Here is a 16,084-nt window from a genome sequence, read left to right on the forward strand (position 1 = left end):
TAAAACATCCTTTCCGAAATTTAATTTTCAAGTGAATTAATAAAGTTTTCTACTTCTGCTTTAGTTTTACGATCTTTATTTACTAACCGACCAATTTCTTTACCATTATCAAAGGCCACAAAACTAGGAATACCAAAAATATTCAATTCTGCTGCCAAATCAATATTTTCGTCGCGATCTACTGCTAAGAAAGTATATTGAGGATATTCTTTTTCAATATTAGGCATTTCCGGTTTAATAAATCGGCAATCAGGGCACCAATCAGCTGAGAAAAAGAGCATGTATTTGCCGTTACTAATTTTGGTTGTGAGTTCGTTTAAATTCATTTTAGGTAAATTTTCCATTATTTATTCCCCTTTTCAAGTTATCGTGCCACCGTTATTTCTTGCTAACAAATATTATATAACATTTTCACGCAACAAACAGCGACTAGCTGAATAAACTACAACTGTGTTATAAATATTGATGAGGTGAAAAAAATGACAACAAAAAATCAAACTATTGCAATAATTTCTACCTGCCTTGGAATAGGTGTAGGCATTTTCTTAATAAATCAAAAAGCCCGTCATCAAAAAGATAAATATGCTGACGAACTTTTAAATAAAGCCAAACAATTAACTGGTCAAAGCGACCACGATTTAACTGGATCTTGGATTGAAAAACCAACCACTAAACATGATGATTTTTCTGGTGGTTTATCCTATATGTTAGCAGATAAAACCATTATCTATAGTTTTACCGGCAGTGCCAAAAATGGCAAAATGTTATCGTTTAAATCTCAGACCTTTTTAAAATGAGCAACTAACTTGTAAATGGGTCCTTTTGCGCTGAATTTTTGTTCATACTCTGTTTCAACGTTATCTTCATTCTCTTCTGATTGATGTAAATCAAGTGATACATAATCAAATTCTAATGGATAATTGTTAAAACTAACTAGCGAGTATTCAAATAAGCCCCGGTTATCAGTTTTAAACTCAATTTGGCCTTCATTTTGTAACACAACTTGATAAGTTTTTAAGAAATTAGGAGATGTTAAACGCCGTTTAGCATGTCTTTTTTTTGGCCATGGATCTGAAAAGTTTAAATAAAGTTTTTCAATTTCGTTAGGTTGAAATAACTCATCTACATTAGCTCCGTCAGTCAATAAAAACTGAAGATTAGGTAACGGCGTTTCCATATATTTTTTTAAAGCAATGGCAATTACCGTTTTTTGTAATTCAATCCCAATAAAATTAATATCTGGATTTCGACGAGCAGTTTCAATAATAAATTGTCCCTTACCACTACCAATTTCAACGTTTAATGGTTGAGATTTAGCAAAACGATCCTGCCATTTACCGATATATTTTTCCGGTTCAGTAACGATGTAATCTGCGTGTTCTTTAATATATTCATCAGCCCAAGGCTTATTTCTTACGCGCATATAACTACTCCTTAAATATTTTTAGCGATTAAATTCACTCTTTTTAATTCTTCCTGGTAAGTATAATTTGATAAACCAGGCGATTTCTAGCAACTCAACTATTATAACCCCAGCAATTGTTGTAAGACTACCCAAATTAGCCATAATTACGACAATTGCAAAAATTACGGCAGTTAGCATAAGTAATTTTTCTATAATTTTAGCAAAACTATTATTTTGGTTACTCTTATCGATTGGATAGATATGCACAAAAACATTGTCTTCATAATGAAAATAAAATGGAATCAATTGAAATCCAATTAAATAAAGAAATAGCGCACTAATAATAATTGGTAAATATTGTCCTTGAATAAGGTAAAGCAATATTGCTCCCAAGGTAGTTAGTCTAGTGTATAAACCACTCATTTCATTATCTCTGATAATTCCGTGCGCATATAAATAGCGGTAAGTATTGTCTGGACTAAGTTTGATTCGATTAAGTAACGGTTGTAATAAACGACGTCTCTTAATAATGCCTTTGACCATTGGCACGTCAGTAAATAAATTGAAAAATTGATAGATTCGGTGCATGCGACTAGATTCTATTTTAATCATTTTGTTCCAATTTAAGGCTGCAGTATTAATTTGGCGTTGTCGCCAACCAAGCATCCCCCCGACGATAATAACTGCTATTACAAGAGCTAACCAAAAATTAAAATACATTCCTACAACCAATGTTATTACTGGCACCAACCATAGACCGAATTGACGGCCCGCTTGGTTATTAATACGATAAAAACTATAAATATTAGTCAATAAGGCTCCTGTTTTTAATACTAACATGAGCACAATTAAACTAATTAATCCAGTAACCCCCGTAAGAGCATGGGTTGCACTAATAAGCGGAAAAACAATAATCGTCATAACAATTTGAATAAGGCCTGCTAAGCCAGCACTATACCAAAAAGCTGGACGCAAATACTCATTCATTTGTCCTTCTCGTGGTAATAAAAAAACAAAGTCTGGTTCTTCAACCAAGCTTGCAATACTCCCCAAATTAGCACTGATTGTCAGTACTAAAATAGCCACAGGTAATAACCACCACTCATGGCCGTTTAAACCTGCTAATAAATTAGAATAGGATAAACCTAATCCACCAATTAAAAACAGTAATGCTAATAAGAAATAATCGTTAAAAACTAGCCGTAAATATTTCATCATCTCTTTTAAATGACTAGTTAATCTTTGTTTATAAAGCAGTTTCATTGAGCACCGCCATCCTTTGCTAATGACAAATAAATATCATTAAGAGATTCTCCTGCATCCGGAAAGGCCGCTTTTAATTCTTCAAGGGTTCCTTCAATACGTACTTGACCGTTATGTAACAATACAAATCGATCACAAAAACGTTGAGCCGTATCAAGAACATGGGTGGACATCAAAACGCTTGCTCCTTGAGCCTTTTTTTCTTCAATTAATTTTAATAAGTCATCTACTGCCAGCGGATCTAGTCCTAAAAATGGTTCATCAATAATAAATAATTGGGCATTAGTAATAAAAGCACAAACAATCATCACTTTTTGTCGCATCCCCTTAGAAAAATTATCGGGAAACCAATCTAGTTTATTATCCAACCGAAACATTTTTAATAATTGCTTAGCTCGTTGCCAAGCCTTATCTACATCTAAACCATACGCCATAATGGTTAAATCAATGTGTTCACGTAAGGTTAATTCTTTGTAAACAATCGGACTTTCAGGAATATAGGCAATTTGTGATTTATATTGGTTCACACTATCCTTCATTTGGATATCATTAATACTAATTTCGCCAGAAAATGGAGTTAATAATCCAATAATGTGGTTGATGGTAGTGGATTTACCAGCACCATTTAGCCCAATTAATCCGACTAATTCATTATTACGGACGTCAAAAGAAACGTCCTTTAAAACTGGGACATTAGAATAGCCCCCAACTAAATTTGATACTTCCAAACTCATATTATCACTTCTCATTCGTAAATATTTACTGCCATGATTATACCATAGGCCCTTGATTAAGACTAAGTAGCCACTCTTTTAATGGTATAATACAAATTAATAAATAATGAAAGAAGGACTTATCTATGTCAAAATTAGACCCTGATTGCATTTTTTGTAAAATTATTACCAACGACATCCCCAGCTACACCGTCTATGAAGATGATGACGTTAAAGCCTTTTTAGATATTTCTCAAGGTACTCCAGGTCATACATTGGTAATCCCCAAAATTCATGTTGCCAATATTTTTGAATATGATGAACAATTGGCTGCAACAGTGTTTGCTAAAATTCCAATGATTGCACGGGCAATTCAAGCCGCTAATCCAGCTATTAAAGGAATGAATATTGTTAATAATAACGGTGAAGTGGCTTATCAATCAGTCTTTCATTCACATTTTCATCTGGTACCTAGATACACTAGCAAAGATGATTTTGGGATGTTCTTTAAAGACAACTCAGCGAATTATACCCCCGAACAACTTACAGAAATTCAGGAATCTATTAATTCACACTTAGGAGATTAATGAATATGAAATTTTTAACGAAAGCAGCTATTATCACGACAGCTGGGATCGGATATTACCTATATAAAACTAAGCAGACTCCATCAGAAGCCGCTCAAAATATGGTAAGTGAAGCTAAGCATAAAAAAGCGGCCCTTGAAGAACTCAAAGTAGCCAAACAAAATTTCGATGAGGCCTTGGCCAATTTTAAAGGTGAAATGGGATTAGCTCAAGACACTACCGAAGATCTTCAAAGAATCATTGACGAATTTATGTTTATCGTTCAGCCTCACATTGATGAAGTTAACAAATATGTCAATAAACTAAAACAATAATTAAGTTTTGCTTGCAAATTCAAATATTTAATTAAGTTGAGCTCAATGTTTAATCATTAAGCGCTAATGTGGTAGTATTGAGAAAGTGTTTCAATACAACAAAAATATATGAAACGGAGTGTGTTATTTTATGAAAAAATGGCTAGTTGCTTTAGCCGGAGTACTCATGAGTTTTACTTTAGTAGCTTGCGGTAGCAAAAGCGTAGCTACCACTAATGGTGGTAAAGTTACCGAAAGCGAATACTACAGTAGCTTAAAGAATACTTCAAGCGGAAAACAAGTACTTCAACAAATGATTTTAAACAAAGTACTTGAAAAAGAATATGGTGACAAGGTAAAGGCTTCAGCAGTAAATAAGGAATTCAATAATTATAAGAAGCAATATGGTTCTTCATTTGATAGTGTATTACAACAAAATGGAACCACTGCAGCTCAACTTAAAAAAGATATTCGTTCAAACCTATTACTTAAAGAAGCAGTTCGGGCTAACACTAAATTTACCGATGCCAAAATGGAAAAACAATTTAAGACTTTCCAACCAAAGGTAACTGTTAATGCCATCTTAGTTGAAAAAGAATCAACTGCTAAAGATGTTATCAAACAATTAGATGACAAGAAGAGTTTCTCATCATTAGCTAAGAAGTACTCTACTGATACTGCAACTAAGAACAAAGGCGGTCGTCAAGAAGCCTTTAATAACACTAATACCACTCTTGACAGTAGCTTTAAGACTGCTGCCTTCAAGTTAAAGAATGGTGAATATACTAAGACTCCAGTAAAAACCCAATATGGTTATTACGTCATCCAAATGGTTAACCACCCTGCTAAAGGTAAATGGCAAGATCACAAGGCTGAATTAAAAGACCAAATTGTAGATAGTGAAATGAACAACAGTGATACTCTTCACTCAGTTGTTTCTAAGGTGCTTAAGAAAGGTAACGTTCATATCGAAGATAAAGATTTAAATGACGTGCTTTCTGACTACATCTCATCATCATCTAAATCATCTAAAAAATAAGTATTGAAAAAGGACCGGCAATTGCCGGTCCTTTTTATTTGTTATGATATAGGGTTATTCCTTTAATGATCGAAAGAAACGGCGATTATCTAAGCCAAAAATTCGGTCTGAGAATTCACCTGGTTTAGTATTTTGTAGCGCTTTTTGGATCATTACAATACCCGCGTCCATAATATCTAAATTATGCAAAATTTCTGCTTCTAACAATTGTGGTCGTTCAGGAGACCCATATTCTAATTCACCATGATGAGATAAAATCATATGGCGTAGTTTAAGTACCTGTTCATCATCTTGTGCAAAATTCAGTTGATCCGCTGTTTCAACTATTTTTGCATCCATAATACTGACATGTCCAATTAAATTACCGGCTAAAGTGTAACTAGTAGCCACTGGTCCGGACAATTCAATGACCTTGCCTAGATCATGCAAAATAACTCCCGCAAAAAGTAACGGTACATCAATATGATCATAAATGGCTGTGACTGCCTTAGCCAATTTAAGCATAGTTAACGTATGAAAAGCTAGCCCACCCTCGAAATCATGATGATTTGATTTCGCTGCTGGATAAGTAAAAAATTGTGGAGAATATTCTTGAAGTAAGGTTCTGACAATTCGATTATAAGTAGCATCCTCAATTTCAAAAACATATTGATTAATTTGTTCCTCCAACTGTTCTTGGGTTAAAGGTGCCCGCTTCACAAACAATAACGGATCTTGAGGTTCTCCTTCTTGAGCCAAACGTAAACCAGCAATTCTGATTTGCACATTGCCCATATACAATTCTTTTTTACCCTTTAAGGCAACAATCTTACCAATCTGAAAATTATTAATGTCATTAGCACTGGCATCCCAAAATTTACCGCCCACTTCACCAGAAGAATCAGTAAAAGTTAGGTCTAAAAATTGTTTACCATTTTTAGCTGTCCTGACCTTAACATCCTTAATTAAAGTAAATATTTCAAAATTTTCATTTACTGCAATATCACTAATTAGCTTAGTCATTAACCTTTTCCTCCTTCGAAGTTAAGTTTAACATCGCATCGTGGCTAAACATTTCAGCTTGTCGCTTGTCAGCAGTGACAAAAATAATTTGGTTAGTTTTACTAATTTCATGAACTAATTTGACCGAAGCCTGCGTTCGATAAACGTCAAAATTCACAAAACCGTCGTCAATAATAATTGGAAAAGCCATTTCATCACTAAAACCAACTGCCAAAGCTAAAACCAATGCCAAGTATAATTGTTCTAAAGTTCCCCGAGATAGTTCTTTAATTTCAAAGCTGGTACCATCGGCCGCCACAACCGTAATTTGATCTTCAAAATTCACCTTTACGTAATGCTGATTCGTCATAATATTAAAGTATTTTGAGGTTCTTTCCAACGTCTTAGGCACTCGTCCTTTAGTAGCAATGTTCATTGCTAACTCTAACCATTTTTGAGCGAATTGTAAGCCTAACCATCGCGTAACATTAGCATTGATTTCTGTTTGTAAATTATTCAATCGTTGCCGTAAATCATAATATGACCCGTCTTTAGCTAACATGTCCAACCTAGTTTGAGCTTCAGAAATTTGATTACTAAGTTGATTTATCTCTGACTGATGTTGATTAACTTCTTGCTCTAATTGATTAGTGGCAGCATTTATTTCTGTTAAAGAATTAACATTCAAATCAGTGGTTAAATGTAATTGTTCCAATTGTTGTTGTAACATATTTAACCGTGACTGGTTTTGTTGTTGTTGCTTTTGTTCTTCAGCCAATTGTTTTAATTCGGTGATCGATTGAACTTGATTATCATTCAATATTTTTTGTAACGCTATCTGCTTTTGATTTAACTCTTGTTGGTTTGTTTGTTGTAGTTGGTCGATAATTTGTAATTGTTGCTTTTTTTGTTGTTGTTTTTTTTGCAATTGTTGGGCTGTATTGACCAATTGTTGAACATTTTCTAGTTGTTGCCGATTGTCCAAATTGGGATTGAATAACCAGTGATCTGCAAAATGCCATTGAACTAAATAATCATGCAACTGTTTTTTTAAATTACTCTGTTGATTAGCGTCAATATCTAAATTATTATTGAGATCATTAATTTGACGAATTTGGCCTTGCACACTAACCCATTGATCAATTGGGAAATTATCTAGACCGGTTCGTTTACCAATAGCTATTAAATATTTAGGTAATTCATTATCCGCACCAGTTTCAACACTATCATTGGAAATTGGTTGTTTCTTTTGATACCACTGATATCCAACGATTCCTCCAACAATACTTACACCAATTATAATCAGTACACGGTTAGTAAACAGCCCTAATATCAACATCACCATTGCCATCACCCAACCAATTATTACTCCAGCAGAATTGGCTTTAACCTTTTTGGGTGAACGAGCTGATGTTAGTTGTAGAAATTGATTAACTTGACTAATTTCAGTATCCGTAAGTAAATCTGGTAGCCGACTAGCCCCATTATCTAATAACGGTTGCGTTAATTTGTCAATTTGTTGTTGGTTACGTTTAATTTGTTGTTCCAATAGCTCCACTTGAGAACACAATTCAAATTGACGATTTAACTGATTACCCAGTTCTTCAATTTGCTGTTGGTGATCAATTAAAAACTGCTGTTGGTCATCTAGTTTAATAGTGGCATGAATCTGATCAACTTGAGCTTGATTTTGTGCAGTTTGTTGCGTTAATGAATCTAATTGAGTATTAAGTTGGCGCGCTAATTCAAAAGTATGGTCATTAATATCAATGAGTTGAGCTGGTGTTTTTTGCTGTAGTTGATCAATCTCTTTAATTAACGGCAATGCTCTGGATTGTTGCTGCTTTTGTTGTAATGTTTTTTGTTGATCCGCTAATTGTTGATTGGCTTGCAAACGTTGTTGTTTTAAAACCGCTAGTTGCTTGGTTAACTCTTGATATTCAGGAAATTGTTGGTGTGCTGCTTGAATTTTTTCGACTAAATCGTCATGTTGCTTTAATTGTTGATTAATCACCCGCTTGCGTCCCCGGGGAGCATACAATTCTGCTGCTTGTTTATCAATTTGTTTTTGAAGTGCAAACCAACTCTCGGCATTATTAATTCCTATTTTTTGAATTCGCCAACGCAAATCATCTAATCCCATTTTATAAAAGGCGGTTTGATCAACACCACCAAAATAAAATAATTCTGAATACAACTCCCGGTTCATCGGTGCAATAATTTGGTCAAAGTCTGCTTTGGTCAATTCTATTTCATCCGTTAGATTAGTAAATTTGACATTGCCACCATGGCTGCCAGCCGTCCGGATAACTTTATAAGTGATGCCATCTTGTTCAAAAACTAATTCTCCACCATATGCATGACTATGTTTGGGCTGATACTGACCATGAATAGCTTGTCGCTTAGTTTGAAAGCCAAAAAGAATTGAAGTGATAAAATCAATAATAGTACTTTTACCGGCCTCGTTAGGACCATAAATAACTTGAATAGGAGCCGAAAATTCAATTTGTTGATCAACCCATTTACCGTAACCGTAAATATCAATGGTTTTAATAATCATTAATCAGCCGCTCCTTCATTTTTAATATGTGTGACCAGTGTTTGCGTAGCAAAATTATGAATTTGTTGTTCACTATCATCATTTAAAATTTCTGCTGCTACAAACTGATATTTAGCAAATGGTTGCAATAATTCCTTATATTGAGTTTCAGTAAAAATATCAGCTTCAGCCTCTGTGAAGAAGCGTCCATCAATAGTGTCATTTAACTGGTTAGTAACCTCTGTTAATTTTATTGAAGTAACCCAAAAATGATATTGTTGCCAAATAGTTTGATTTTGTTGCTGTAAAACCGTTAAAAGTTGGCCCGAATTAATTTCTGCTATTTGCTCATCGTTTAATGTATCTGCCGCAATTTCAATTCGTATTAATTGTAATTGCTTAAATTTCTGTTCACTTAATTCAGCAAAAATTTGATTAATTAATTCCGTACTAGTCACTCCGGTTGCTCTAATTAAATAACGTTGCCAGTCTATTGTTGCTGTGGCATGAAAACTAGATTGTAATTGATGTTGCTTCGATTCAACCAAGAGGTATCCTTTGGGGCCACTTTCATTAATATGACGTCCCTGAGTATTACCAGCATAATTGATAGTTTCCTCTTCATCTAGTGACTGACGTAAGTGAATGTGGCCTAAGGCCCAATAATCATAGTTTTTGGCTTGTAACTCTGTAATAGAAAACGGAGCATACACTCCTTCAGTAGAGTGAATACCTTCAGCACTACCATGAAGCATGCCCAAATGCCAATCAACTGCTTGTCGTTGAGGATAATCATTAATCATTCGCTCTCTTACCCACTGATTAGCAAAACTAAACCCACTAATTGCCACCGTTTCTCCTGATGTCAAAGTTAGTTGATGGGTCTCTACTTGATTACCAAACACAAACGTATTGGCCGGAAAACCCAATTGTTCAATATCTCCTGCATAATAATCATGATTGCCAAAGATGATTAAGACAGGAATATTGACTTCATTTAATCGTTGCAACTGTTGATCTAAAAAATACTTAGCTGCAACACTTTGCTCATTTCGATCAAATAAATCACCAGCTAATAAAACAAAATCTACTTGCTGATCAATAGCATCGGTAAAAATCTGTTTAGCCGACTCAAAAGTTGATTGACGAATAATAGTTTCTAGACTTTCTGGCATTGCCTCATCACGTAATCCTAAAAAAGGACTATCTAGATGTAAATCGGCCGCATGAATAAATTTCATTAACTTTCCTCATTTGTTGAATTCAGACAAAAAAACGCCAGGTTAGTATTCAACACTAAACCCGGCGCTTTTTTAGTTACGGTATAAATCAGCGATTGGTGCAGTTACAACTTGATTAATACGATTTAGTAACTGATTAACACCTTGTTCTTTTTGCATTAAATCAGTAATAATTTGGTTTTGTTGCATTTGTTCAGCCAAGTCGTGCGCTTGCTTTACTTTAGCTTGATCAGGTTCTACACCCTGCATTTGTTGTTTTTGAACTTCTAATTGAACTTCTTGAAAGTCTTTGAATAAATCATAAGATTTACCATCTTGTTTCATTACTTCGTAAGCTGCTTTTAAATCTGCAAATTCTGGTGATTGTTGAATTTGTTTTTGAAGTGCAGCTGCTGTATCCATTACTTTATCTGCCATGAGTTTGTTCCCACCTTTAAGATTAATATCTTTATTTTAACATACTGATTAACATTTAAGCCGTGAAATATCAGATTAGTTACCAAACAAACTATTAAAAAGATTAGCCGCTTTTTGCTTAGCCTTGTTGATTCCCTGACCAACATCCTTAGCGTATTTACCAGCCTGATCAGTGACGGAATTCCAAATATTGGAATTCTTTTTCTCACTGTTTTCTTTAGCTACAATAGTTTGAGCATCCGAAGTATCAAAGTTGGTCTGTTTAGTAGCTGGTAGCATACCTTCCATTTCATTCTTAAATAACGGCCCGACGCCAGCACCACTGAGATTTTCTAAGTGATGATTGCTATCAGAATTATCAAAGCCTTCCCAAGTAGCTACTACTAAATCCGGAGTATAACCAACAATCCATTTATCTTTGGTAGCTTGACCAGATGCTGAGCTATCAGCTTCGGTACTACCTGTTTTACCAGCAACTGAATAGCCATAAGGCTTTGCATCTACCCCTGTTCCGGAGTTGAAGACACCTAGCATCATACTAGTCATTTGCTTAGCTACATTTTCAGAAATAATTTGTTTGCCGTTGTCTTGGTCAGTATTGTCAACGATAACTTTTCCAGTAGAATCCACGATTTTTCTGATATAGGTCGGACTCATTCGTTTACCGCCATTAGCGAAAGCGGTATAGGCCGACGCCATTTGTTGAGGAGACGCCCCAGTGGATAATCCCCCCAGTGCCAGTGCCAAATTATCATCTGATTTGGTTACCGGTAACCCAAATTCTTTAACAGAATTATAACCTTTATTAACCCCGATTTGATTTAATAACCAAACGGCTGGTGCATTTTTACTTTGGGCTAAGGCTTCATACATCGGAATTTTACCATCATAAATATTATCGTAGTTTTTAGGCTTATATTTATTAGCACCATAGGCTTTATATTTATCAACTAATTCAGAATCAAATTTATAGCCCGACTCTAAAGCAGGTGTGTAAACTGCTAGTGGTTTAATGGTAGAACCCGGTTGTCGCTTCATTTGAGTAGCTCGATTATAACCTCGGAAAACATGTTTGCCACGGCCACCTACTACGGCAGCTACCCCACCGTTATTAGGATTAACCGCAATTGAAGCCGCTTGTACTTTAGTTCCATCGGCAGCATTCACTGGGAATAAACTATCATTATCAAAATTATCTTGCATCGTTTGTTGCTGTGTTTGATTTAATGATGTGTATATTTTGTAACCTTTATTCATAATGTCTGATTCGGTCAAATCATATTTGTTAATAGCTTCATCAATCACGGCATCAAAGTAATACGGATATTTATAACCGTCCTTAGTTTGGTAAGTATCATTTACTGTAATTGAAGTAGCTTTATAATTATCAGCTTCGGCTTGAGTTATTTTGTGATTATCGACCATTAGCTGCAATACTTCATCCCGTCTATTTTTAGCAAGATCTGGATGATCAATTGGGTTATACCGGCTAGGATTGGTCAACATTCCAGCTAATACTGCAGATTGTGGTACGGTGAGCTGGCTGGCACTCACTCCAAAATATTTCTGAGCAGCATCTTGAACTCCCCAGACACCATTACCAAAATATGCATTATTTAAATACATCGTTAAAATATCTTTTTTAGAGTAATCATTCTCGACTTGAATAGATAAAAATAATTCTTTTAACTTCCGAGTAAAGGTTTGCTCTTGTGATAAGTAAGCATTTTTAACTAATTGTTGGGTTAAGGTTGAGCCCCCACCGCTAATATAGTCTCGATGCAGCAACTTATTTTTTAAGAATAAATAAGCAGCTCGCCCAAATCCTTTTACTGAAAATCCATACTCCTTATAAAAATTGCGATCTTCGGTAGATAAAACCGCATTACCAACATTAGGAGAGATTTTATCTAACTTAACATAGGTTCCTTTTTGTGAATATAATTCCCCCGCTTTAGTACTCTTATAATCTAAGATTTCGGTAGTTTGGGAAAGTGATGATTCCAAATTTTCAACATGTGCTGTTTTAGCCAGATAGGTTAAATACGCACTTGTTATTAAAAAGAGACTTAAAAAGCCAATTAATAACCATTGTGTTAAATGAAATCGGCGCCAGTAACGTGAAAAAGCCTTATGAAACCTTTTCCAACGTGGACGCCACCAGTCAATAAATTTTGACCAGATACTGGTTGATTTATTATTCATTTTAATTTTTACTCCTTATCTCAGCCGGAATAATTGTACCATAGTCAAATGATAATACCATCTTAGCGCCTCGAATTTAATTGATGTTTTACTTTCTTGAAATAAAAAAGACGACCAAATTGGTCGTCTTTTTTATTACATTTCGTCTGGAGCTTCCACTCCCAATAAATTCAATGATTCTTTTAATACTGTTGACACGGCTTTAACCAGTGATAAACGAGCATTTCTTTCAGCATCATCTGCTAAAATCTTAGAATGAGCATAATACTTATTGAATGCTTTAGCTAAGCGAAGTGAGTACTTAGCAATTTCTGATGGTTCAAAATCAGCACAAGCACTTTCTACTATGCTTGGGAAGGTACTTAAAGCTTGAATGGTTTCCCAAGCTTCTGGATCTGATAATTGTTTGTCAACATGGTAGAAATCTACGGTACCAGCTTTACGCAAAATACTTTCAGCCCGAGCATGAGAATATTGAACATAAGGTCCCGTCTCACCTTCAAAACGTAGTTGATCTTCTAATACAAAATCAATATTATTAGTTCGTTCGTTCTTTAAGTCACCAAAGATGATAGCCCCTACCCCCACTTGGCGAGCTACTTCTTCTTTATTAGGTAAATCAGGATTCTTTTCTTCAATTTGTTTTTGTGCCAATTCAATCGCATCATCTAATACTTCGTCCAATAAAATAATACGTCCAGAACGAGTTGAAAGCTTCTTACCGTTAACCGTAATTAGCCCAAAAGGAATATGATGTAAGTTAGCGGCTGATGGCATACCCATTTCCGTCAATACTGCTTTTAATTGACGGAAATAATAAGTTTGTTCTGATCCCACTACGTATAAGTTCATTGCGGGATGGTAAGTGCGATCACGATAAATAGCCGTAGCAATATCACGAGTAATATAAAGAGTTGCACCATCACTTTTTAGAATTAAAGCAGGATTTAAATCATACTTATCTAACTTAACAACTTGAGCACCTTGTGATTCTTCAAGAAGGTTTTTATCCTTTAAGATTTCAATACCTTCATTCATTTTATCATTGTAGAAAGCTTCGCCTTTATAAGTATCAAAATCAACACCTAATTTAGCATAAATCTTATTAAAGGATTTTAGTGATTCTTCTCTGAACCATTCCCAAAGACGGGTAGCTTCTTCATCGCCATCTTCTAGTTTTTTGAATACTTCTCGAGCCTCATCATCTAATTCAGGATGTTCTTTATCTTCTTGATGGAATTTAACGTAGTACTTCACTAAATTGTTGATCGGATCTTTTTTAACGTCTTCTTCATTACCCCATTTTTTATAAGCCACAATCAACTTACCAAATTGAGTCCCCCAATCACCCAGATGGTTATCTTTAATTGGGTGGTAACCATTTTTAGTCAAAATTTTAGCAATAGAATTACCAATTACAGTGGAACGTAAATGCCCCATTGAAATTGGTTTAGCAATGTTAGGTGATGACATATCAATTGGTACATTGCCACCCTTACCATTATCATTTTGACCATAAGTGGAACCTTCATCAATAATATTAGTTAATACTTCATTGCTAAATTGAGCTTTATCTAAGAAGAAATTAATATAGGCACCTTTTACTTCTACTTTTTCATAAATAGATGTATCAATTTTAGCTAGTAAATCACTAGCAATCATGTTAGGTGCTTTATGCATGGTTTTTGCTAATGTAAAAGTAGGAAAAGCCAAATCACCCATTGTAATTTCCTTAGGATGTTCAATCTTTTCGTAAATTTCAGCTGAACTCAATGAGTCCGCGCCAAGAGCATTTAATAGTGAGTTGGTTACTTGAGCTTTATAATCCATTTGATTTCCTCCTTAAAGTTAGGGATAAAAAAAGTCCCTCACAATAAAAAAATTGTAAGAGACGAGGTTTTCCCGCGGTACCACTCTAGTTGATATTTCTATCCGCTTTATATTATTAGTTTGTAATTTAAAGAGCGCGCTTCACTGTTCGAATTACTTGACTTTCACCATCTCAAGTTCGCTTAAAATTCGTAGCACAGTTACTCTTCTCTTTAAAGCAAGAACGATAAAAACGTTCTTTAAGCGGGTGACGGGAATCGGACCCGCGACACAAGCTTGGGAAGCTTGGATTTTACCACTAAACTACACCCGCACAACATGAGTTATTATATCATTTCAATATATTTTTGTCAGTAATTGTTTAAAAAAACTTAATTTGCTTTTTAACAACTTCACATTGATACTAGTTTATAAGGAGTGACAACTATGTGGATTGCAATTAACTACTTTAGCTGGGCCGGTTATTTAATTGGTTTACAATCTGGGCTCGGCCGTAATATTGAAAAGAAAATCAACCAACAATTATTTTGGACCCGCTTATTTTATTTATTAGTAATTATTAGTCAGGTAGTGATAAGTATCCGTTCCTTTCACCGTCATCCATTATTTGTGGCGTTAGGAATTGTTATAACTATCGCAGTAATTATTTTAACCGAATTAGCCTTTAATCGAAAACAAGTCCGTCACCTATCAGCGTGGTGGATTTGGGGATTATTATTATTAACTGTAGTGGCAATTATCTGGCAAACTATCATTAATTATTAAAAAGACGTTACCTATTAGGCAACGTCTTTTTTATTGATTACGCATTGATAATGCTAAATCGATACAATGTTCTGCTAAGACCGTTTGAGCATCTAAAACTGGATAATTATGATCACCAGCCCGTTCTTCGGCAACAGACAGCTCGGTACAACCTAAAATAACCACATCACAACCCTTTTCTTCTACCATTTCACGTAAAATATCGTGATATAGGGATGCGTTGACTTCATTTTTTTCTTTAATGTAGTCATAGATGAGTTCCATAGTTTGATTAGCAATGGCCCCATTTTCGTCAGGCTTGACTAATTCGTAACCGGCATCAATAATCGGCTGATCATAAATACCATCATGAAGTGTACCTCGAGTAGCAATTAAGCCCACTTTTTTAGCATTAGGATACTTGTTTTTAATCTCTTTAACGGTTTCATTTGGCATGTGTAAAATAGGAATTTCAGTTAATTCTTGTAATTGTTCATAAAAATAATGAGCGGTATTACATGGAATCGCAAAAAAATCTGGCCCAAGCATGGTCTGTTGTTTAATATCTTCTGCCATTGGTATAAAGGGATTTGGTTGCTCATGATCCAAAATATACGCAGTTCGATCAGGAATCGTGGCGTGATTGACTAAAATATAATTCAAAAAATCCTGATCCTTAGTGGCTGGCGTTTTTTCATTTAAAATATGCACAAAAGTTTCGGTAGCTTCAGTTCCCATGCCACCAATAATTGAAAAAAAGTTTTGCATAGTATTTCCTCGCATCCATTAATTTTTCACTCTGTCATTAATAAGGATAGTGTAGCATA

General features: G+C 34.8%; 16 protein-coding genes and 1 tRNA gene. 5 read left to right on the forward strand and 12 right to left on the reverse strand.

All coding sequences use genetic code 11. The features are described 5' to 3' along the window. Positions 1–20: 20 nt before the first annotated feature. Positions 21–344: a thioredoxin family protein gene (locus HII32_RS07435; protein WP_172189909.1), complete on the reverse strand. Its 324-nt coding sequence runs from the start codon at positions 342–344 to the stop codon at positions 21–23. 135 nt (positions 345–479) lie between these two features. On the opposite strand from HII32_RS07435, the gene HII32_RS07440 reads away from it, so the two are divergent. Further along, a complete protein-coding gene (locus HII32_RS07440) occupies positions 480–797 on the forward strand; it encodes a hypothetical protein (RefSeq protein ID WP_172189911.1) in 318 nt (105 codons plus the stop codon). Here HII32_RS07440 and trmB read toward each other — a convergent pair. Genes trmB through HII32_RS07455 form a run of 3 tightly spaced genes read right to left on the reverse strand, consistent with a single transcriptional unit; the run spans position 779 to position 3,402 of the window. Further along, positions 779–1,423 carry a tRNA (guanosine(46)-N7)-methyltransferase TrmB gene (gene trmB / locus HII32_RS07445; RefSeq protein ID WP_172189913.1) on the reverse strand — a complete coding sequence of 215 codons (645 nt, stop codon included), beginning with the start codon at positions 1,421–1,423 and terminating at the stop codon, positions 779–781. The genes HII32_RS07440 and trmB overlap by 19 nt on opposite strands. A 21-nt stretch (positions 1,424–1,444) precedes the next feature. Beyond that, complete coding sequence (locus tag HII32_RS07450; RefSeq protein WP_172189915.1) at positions 1,445–2,668, reverse strand: ABC transporter permease; 1,224 nt, start codon at positions 2,666–2,668, stop codon at positions 1,445–1,447. Next, on the reverse strand, positions 2,665–3,402 hold the full coding sequence (locus HII32_RS07455; protein WP_172190072.1) for an ABC transporter ATP-binding protein: 738 nt from the start codon (positions 3,400–3,402) through the stop codon (positions 2,665–2,667). The genes HII32_RS07450 and HII32_RS07455 overlap by 4 nt, the downstream gene beginning before the upstream one ends. 125 nt (positions 3,403–3,527) lie before the next feature. Here HII32_RS07455 and HII32_RS07460 point away from each other — a divergent pair, with 125 nt between their 5' ends. From HII32_RS07460 to HII32_RS07470, 3 genes are all read left to right on the forward strand, one after another. Beyond that, complete coding sequence (locus HII32_RS07460) at positions 3,528–3,968, forward strand: HIT family protein (protein WP_172189917.1); 441 nt, start codon at positions 3,528–3,530, stop codon at positions 3,966–3,968. A gap of 5 nt (positions 3,969–3,973) precedes the next feature. Further along, positions 3,974–4,282: a BAR domain-containing protein gene (locus tag HII32_RS07465; RefSeq protein WP_172189919.1), complete on the forward strand. Its 309-nt coding sequence runs from the start codon at positions 3,974–3,976 to the stop codon at positions 4,280–4,282. A gap of 130 nt (positions 4,283–4,412) precedes the next feature. Then, positions 4,413–5,300 (forward strand): peptidylprolyl isomerase PrsA, encoded by an 888-nt coding sequence (locus HII32_RS07470; protein ID WP_172189921.1) that lies wholly within the window; start codon positions 4,413–4,415, stop codon positions 5,298–5,300. A gap of 54 nt (positions 5,301–5,354) precedes the next feature. Here HII32_RS07470 and HII32_RS07475 read toward each other — a convergent pair whose 3' ends face one another. From HII32_RS07475 to HII32_RS07505, 7 genes are all read right to left on the reverse strand, one after another. Then, positions 5,355–6,302, reverse strand: coding sequence for a 3'-5' exoribonuclease YhaM family protein (locus tag HII32_RS07475; protein ID WP_172189923.1), 948 nt, complete (start codon positions 6,300–6,302; stop codon positions 5,355–5,357). Beyond that, positions 6,295–8,841 (reverse strand): ATP-binding protein, encoded by a 2,547-nt coding sequence (locus HII32_RS07480; protein WP_172189925.1) that lies wholly within the window; start codon positions 8,839–8,841, stop codon positions 6,295–6,297. Before HII32_RS07480 ends, HII32_RS07475 begins: the two co-directional genes overlap by 8 nt. After that, a complete protein-coding gene (locus HII32_RS07485; RefSeq protein WP_172189927.1) occupies positions 8,841–10,061 on the reverse strand; it encodes a metallophosphoesterase family protein in 1,221 nt (406 codons plus the stop codon). Before HII32_RS07485 ends, HII32_RS07480 begins: the two co-directional genes overlap by 1 nt. A 72-nt stretch (positions 10,062–10,133) precedes the next feature. After that, on the reverse strand, positions 10,134–10,478 hold the full coding sequence (locus tag HII32_RS07490; protein ID WP_172189929.1) for a YlbF family regulator: 345 nt from the start codon (positions 10,476–10,478) through the stop codon (positions 10,134–10,136). A 75-nt stretch (positions 10,479–10,553) separates the two neighbouring features. After that, on the reverse strand, positions 10,554–12,683 hold the full coding sequence (locus tag HII32_RS07495; RefSeq protein ID WP_172189931.1) for a PBP1A family penicillin-binding protein: 2,130 nt from the start codon (positions 12,681–12,683) through the stop codon (positions 10,554–10,556). Between the two features lie 135 nt (positions 12,684–12,818). Continuing rightward, a complete protein-coding gene (gene argS / locus HII32_RS07500) occupies positions 12,819–14,513 on the reverse strand; it encodes an arginine--tRNA ligase (protein ID WP_172189933.1) in 1,695 nt (564 codons plus the stop codon). Positions 14,514–14,755: 242 nt separating this feature from the next. Beyond that, positions 14,756–14,826 (reverse strand) — tRNA-Gly (locus tag HII32_RS07505). A gap of 113 nt (positions 14,827–14,939) precedes the next feature. On the opposite strand from HII32_RS07505, the gene HII32_RS07510 reads away from it, so the two are divergent. Next, positions 14,940–15,278 carry a DUF1516 family protein gene (locus tag HII32_RS07510; RefSeq protein ID WP_172189935.1) on the forward strand — a complete coding sequence of 113 codons (339 nt, stop codon included), beginning with the start codon at positions 14,940–14,942 and terminating at the stop codon, positions 15,276–15,278. A 30-nt stretch (positions 15,279–15,308) separates the two neighbouring features. On the opposite strand, the gene HII32_RS07515 is transcribed toward HII32_RS07510, so the two are convergent. Then, positions 15,309–16,025: an aspartate/glutamate racemase family protein gene (locus HII32_RS07515; RefSeq protein WP_172189937.1), complete on the reverse strand. Its 717-nt coding sequence runs from the start codon at positions 16,023–16,025 to the stop codon at positions 15,309–15,311. Positions 16,026–16,084: the final 59 nt, after the last annotated feature.

The sequence above is a fragment of the Lentilactobacillus kribbianus genome (genome assembly GCF_013184075.1).
Taxonomy (GTDB): Bacteria; Bacillota; Bacilli; order Lactobacillales; family Lactobacillaceae; genus Lentilactobacillus; species Lentilactobacillus kribbianus.

Bases quoted from the DNA above. Each gene is read 5' to 3' on its own strand.
- HII32_RS07435 (WP_172189909.1), bottom strand. From the start codon at position 344: ATGGAAAATTTACCTAAAATGAATTTAAACGAACTCACAACCAAAATT.
- HII32_RS07440 (WP_172189911.1), top strand. From the start codon at position 480: ATGACAACAAAAAATCAAACTATTGCAATAATTTCTACCTGCCTTGGA.
- trmB (WP_172189913.1), bottom strand. From the start codon at position 1,423: ATGCGCGTAAGAAATAAGCCTTGGGCTGATGAATATATTAAAGAACAC.
- HII32_RS07450 (WP_172189915.1), bottom strand. From the start codon at position 2,668: ATGAAACTGCTTTATAAACAAAGATTAACTAGTCATTTAAAAGAGATG.
- HII32_RS07455 (WP_172190072.1), bottom strand. From the start codon at position 3,402: ATGAGTTTGGAAGTATCAAATTTAGTTGGGGGCTATTCTAATGTCCCA.
- HII32_RS07460 (WP_172189917.1), top strand. From the start codon at position 3,528: ATGTCAAAATTAGACCCTGATTGCATTTTTTGTAAAATTATTACCAAC.
- HII32_RS07465 (WP_172189919.1), top strand. From the start codon at position 3,974: ATGAAATTTTTAACGAAAGCAGCTATTATCACGACAGCTGGGATCGGA.
- HII32_RS07470 (WP_172189921.1), top strand. From the start codon at position 4,413: ATGAAAAAATGGCTAGTTGCTTTAGCCGGAGTACTCATGAGTTTTACT.
- HII32_RS07475 (WP_172189923.1), bottom strand. From the start codon at position 6,302: ATGACTAAGCTAATTAGTGATATTGCAGTAAATGAAAATTTTGAAATA.
- HII32_RS07480 (WP_172189925.1), bottom strand. From the start codon at position 8,841: ATGATTATTAAAACCATTGATATTTACGGTTACGGTAAATGGGTTGAT.
- HII32_RS07485 (WP_172189927.1), bottom strand. From the start codon at position 10,061: ATGAAATTTATTCATGCGGCCGATTTACATCTAGATAGTCCTTTTTTA.
- HII32_RS07490 (WP_172189929.1), bottom strand. From the start codon at position 10,478: ATGGCAGATAAAGTAATGGATACAGCAGCTGCACTTCAAAAACAAATT.
- HII32_RS07495 (WP_172189931.1), bottom strand. From the start codon at position 12,683: ATGAATAATAAATCAACCAGTATCTGGTCAAAATTTATTGACTGGTGG.
- argS (WP_172189933.1), bottom strand. From the start codon at position 14,513: ATGGATTATAAAGCTCAAGTAACCAACTCACTATTAAATGCTCTTGGC.
- HII32_RS07510 (WP_172189935.1), top strand. From the start codon at position 14,940: ATGTGGATTGCAATTAACTACTTTAGCTGGGCCGGTTATTTAATTGGT.
- HII32_RS07515 (WP_172189937.1), bottom strand. From the start codon at position 16,025: ATGCAAAACTTTTTTTCAATTATTGGTGGCATGGGAACTGAAGCTACC.